Origin of the sequence: Nitrosomonas sp. Nm51 (assembly GCF_900111165.1) — a bacterium.
GTDB lineage: Bacteria > Pseudomonadota > Gammaproteobacteria > Burkholderiales > Nitrosomonadaceae > Nitrosomonas.
The window spans coordinates 1-3460 of record NZ_FOGH01000095.1 but is presented as its reverse complement, the minus strand read 5'-3'; the positions used below and the strand labels follow the sequence as shown (position 1 = coordinate 3460).

The window sequence follows — 3460 nt, the reverse complement described above, 5'->3', positions numbered from 1 at the left end:
TCCCGAGTACTCTGATCCATCTCCTGAACCGCTATCTCCACTGCTTTTACAAGCTTGCTTTGCTCAAATTCGATTTCACCCATTGGGTGACTCCTGTCTTTAGTCCGAAAACCTTGACACTACTACGTTTGAGCTAATTTTTGTAGATCTAACTGAGGAAAATAGGTTGATTCCTGTTCGTTTCATTCAACCAGCCAGTACTGAGGTGAGCTATGCACACGTCAGTACGATGCAGCGGAAGACTGCTCACACCCAGCGAACTCATCGCTGAAGCCATTCTTGAATTTCTTGATGAACCTGACACCAGCGACCGGCACTGGCGCTTGCCGATATTCCGCCAAATGCCGAAACGTATCGCTGAAAACGCAGCCAATGATTACAAGGAAACGTATATCTTCGATGGCAGACGTGATGCCAATCTTTTCCTGCTGAATACTTTTGGCAGACCAACAAAGTACAGTATTCCGCTGAATGCTTCCGATGATGACCTGCAAGCATTGGCCAAACGTATCGTTCAGGAAATAAAAAATTTTCATAACGTTTTGCTGAACCAAAAGAGCAAGATAGCCAGTCTGCTGCATTTCGCACAAAAATATGCAGTCAGACTCCCTGATCTGGATGATCCCAATAAGACAGAAAAAGGCATTTATGGTCGCCTGACCGATGAAAACTGGTGGCTGCCTCGTTTGCGTAAAATACACGCAAAGAAATTGGAAAAAGAAGCCATCCGTTCCGGCCTGGTGCATCAACGCAAAGGTAAATACGTCAGCGATGAAACCCTGCAACGGCGCAGAGAACAGAAAAAACGTAACCGGCGTATCCTGGATGGGTTTTATGCCATCAACGAATTGGGTGAAGGTTTTACACTCGGCGAACTGGCTGAACATGGTTTGGCCAATCCGCGCGTGCGCCGCAGTGAATTAATGGTGCGCATCTTCGGTTTTGAAGCTATCGCCAATGAACTCGGTCATATCGGTGAATTTTACACCATCACCTGCCCATCCAGAATGCATGCGCGGTTATCAAAAAGCTGCCAACAAAATCCAAAATATGACGGCACTACACCGGATGAGGCGCAAAAATATCTTAATCAAGTCTGGGCCAGAATCCGCGCAAAATTTAATCGCGAGGACATACAGACCTATGGCTTTCGCATTGCTGAGCCGCAACATGACGGCACACCACACTGGCACATCCTGCTATTCATGCCACCCGATCAAGCGGCAAAAGTTCGAGAAATTATTCGTTACTACGCACTGCAAAGCGATGGCGACGAACCTGGTGCAAAAGAACATCGCTTTACCGCCGAAACGATTGATAAAAGCAAAGGAACAGCTGTCGGTTATATCGCGAAATATATTTCAAAAAATATCGACGGCTACGGCCTTGAACAAGACATTGACGGCAACCCGATACAGGAAGCAGCCGAACGGGTTGAAGCCTGGGCGTCGACCTGGGGAATACGGCAATTTCAGCAAATAGGCGGTGCACCTGTTTCAATCTGGCGCGAACTGCGCCGGATCAACGATGCACCTGAAGGCATATTACAACAAGCACAACAAGCAGCCGATCAAGGCCAATGGTGGCAGTTTATCCAGTTAATGGGCGGAACGTCTGCCAAACGCAAAGATAACCCGATCCGGTTAATGAAGGAAGAATGCACGGAACCGGGCAAGTATGGCGATCCAATAGGTCAAAAAATCTGCGGCGTAGAAACCGACTCCATTCAACTACCGACACGTTTGCATCAATGGCGTATTGAACGATGTTCAGTTGATACTGAAATCAATTGAGCGGCAAAGCGCAATGCGCCCGAACGGGAGCGCCAGCGACCGTGAGGCCGCATTTGCGGCGCAGCCTCCTTGGAGTTCTGTTAATAACTGTACGAAAATGAACATTAACTATCGATAAATATAATAAGTTGATACGACTTACTATTGGATAACATTAATAAATTGAATGGTTGTAATCTAAAAATGCATGACTGTTCCTAAATAGTTGCCAATCATTAAAATTATGAACAAGGAAGTTAGAAAGTTCGCTAATAGCGAATTTTTATTGTGTTTTATTTTCTAATAGGTTAACATGGCATCATTATTAAGAAATGAGAGCGATTTCGCTAAGTAGTATCTGAGTGTAACAACTCGCGGAAGTGGTAACACTTCTACTTTATACCCCGCACATATCCGTGTTCCCATGTGTTCAGCCTTGGTTAATCCTGAGCGTATGTGTCATGTGAATTTACTGTGAGGTAACACTGGGAGCGAAGAGCCCAGTGTGAAATTCAGGGAGTACAGCCAATAACTCTCAACTCTAGTTTAAGCGAAGCTGTGTAGCAATTCCGCTACTCAGGTAACTAGAGGAAACACCTATGAAAAAAAGGTATCTTAATAATTATTGGCTGGCATCTGTTAAAGATGGCCGCAAGAAAAAGAAAACAGGGCTGTGGTTTTGGATAAAGTTAACGATCTTGTTAGCTCGTTGCATTATGAGGCTCTTTGATTTTTTTTCTTGATTGGGCACAACATCTTTAATAGGTGTTTTCCCTGATTTTTTTATGTAGATATGAATGATCAATAAAGCGTTAAAACTAATTAGGCAGTTTCATAAGGTAAGACAAACCGAACTTGCCGAAAGATTTCAAATGTCTAAGTCTTATCTGTCTGAGATTGAATCCGGAAAAAAACCTGTTAGCTTCGAACTCTTAGAGAAATATTCGGCAGAATTTGATATACCGGCATCTTCCTTAGTGTTTTTTTCTGAGTCGCTTTCAGGTAAAAAAGGTATGTCAGAAAAATTTCGCTCTTCATTTTCGGGAAAAATACTTGACGTCATAGAATGGCTTGTGGAAAAAGATGAGTCAAAAAAAACAAAGACTTAGAATAGATGTAAGAAACAAAAAATACCCTATTGCTGATTCTTGTTTATTCCGCCTTCAAAGTAAACGAAAACTTTCTCAACTTCTAAATACTGACCTTTTTGTGCTCAAAAAGCTCACAGATGACAGTAACTATAACTGTTATATTGATACAAGTGGTCACAAGCCCAGAGAAATTGAACATCCGTATTTTGAGCTTGATAAAATTCAAACCAGAATAGCTAGCTTAATATGCCGCATTGAGCAGCCTGATTACATACATTCGGGGGTTAAAGGTCGTTCACACATTACAAACGCAAGACAACGCGTTGGAAGACATAGTGTGTTGATAAGTGACATACAAAGTTTCTTTCCCAGCACTATAAAAAGAATGGTTTTTAATTTCTTTTATAAACGGTTGCAATGCTCCTCGGATGTGTCTGATTTGCTTGCTAATTTATGTACATGTAAAGGCCATATACCTACTGGAAGTCGTATTAGTATGCCTTTTGTCCCGTGTCAATTATCCTGGCCGGTTTGGCGACAATTATGATGGCCGGTTGAGTTTTTTATGATTTTTTCAGATTTTTCCTCCTGTAACTT

3 protein-coding genes are annotated in these 3460 nt (G+C 42.6%); all 3 read left to right on the top strand.

The features are described 5' to 3' along the window. The first annotated feature begins 212 nt into the window (after positions 1-212). The 3 genes from BMY60_RS14785 to BMY60_RS15530 all read left to right on the top strand — a co-directional run bounded on the left by BMY60_RS14785 (position 213) and on the right by BMY60_RS15530 (position 3410). Complete coding sequence (locus tag BMY60_RS14785) at positions 213-1793, top strand: replication endonuclease (protein ID WP_256251019.1); 1581 nt, start codon at positions 213-215, stop codon at positions 1791-1793. A gap of 776 nt (positions 1794-2569) precedes the next feature. After that, positions 2570-2881 (top strand): helix-turn-helix domain-containing protein, encoded by a 312-nt coding sequence (locus BMY60_RS14780; protein ID WP_090334664.1) that lies wholly within the window; start codon positions 2570-2572, stop codon positions 2879-2881. Beyond that, complete coding sequence (locus tag BMY60_RS15530; RefSeq protein WP_143057482.1) at positions 2856-3410, top strand: RNA-dependent RNA polymerase family protein; 555 nt, start codon at positions 2856-2858, stop codon at positions 3408-3410. The genes BMY60_RS14780 and BMY60_RS15530 overlap by 26 nt, the downstream gene beginning before the upstream one ends. Positions 3411-3460: the final 50 nt, after the last annotated feature.

Excerpts from the sequence above, each read along its gene's own strand:
- BMY60_RS15530 (WP_143057482.1), top strand. The coding sequence starts at position 2,856 with ATGAGTCAAAAAAAACAAAGACTTAGAATAGATGTAAGAAACAAAAAA.
- BMY60_RS14785 (WP_256251019.1), top strand. The coding sequence starts at position 213 with ATGCACACGTCAGTACGATGCAGCGGAAGACTGCTCACACCCAGCGAA.
- BMY60_RS14780 (WP_090334664.1), top strand. The coding sequence starts at position 2,570 with ATGATCAATAAAGCGTTAAAACTAATTAGGCAGTTTCATAAGGTAAGA.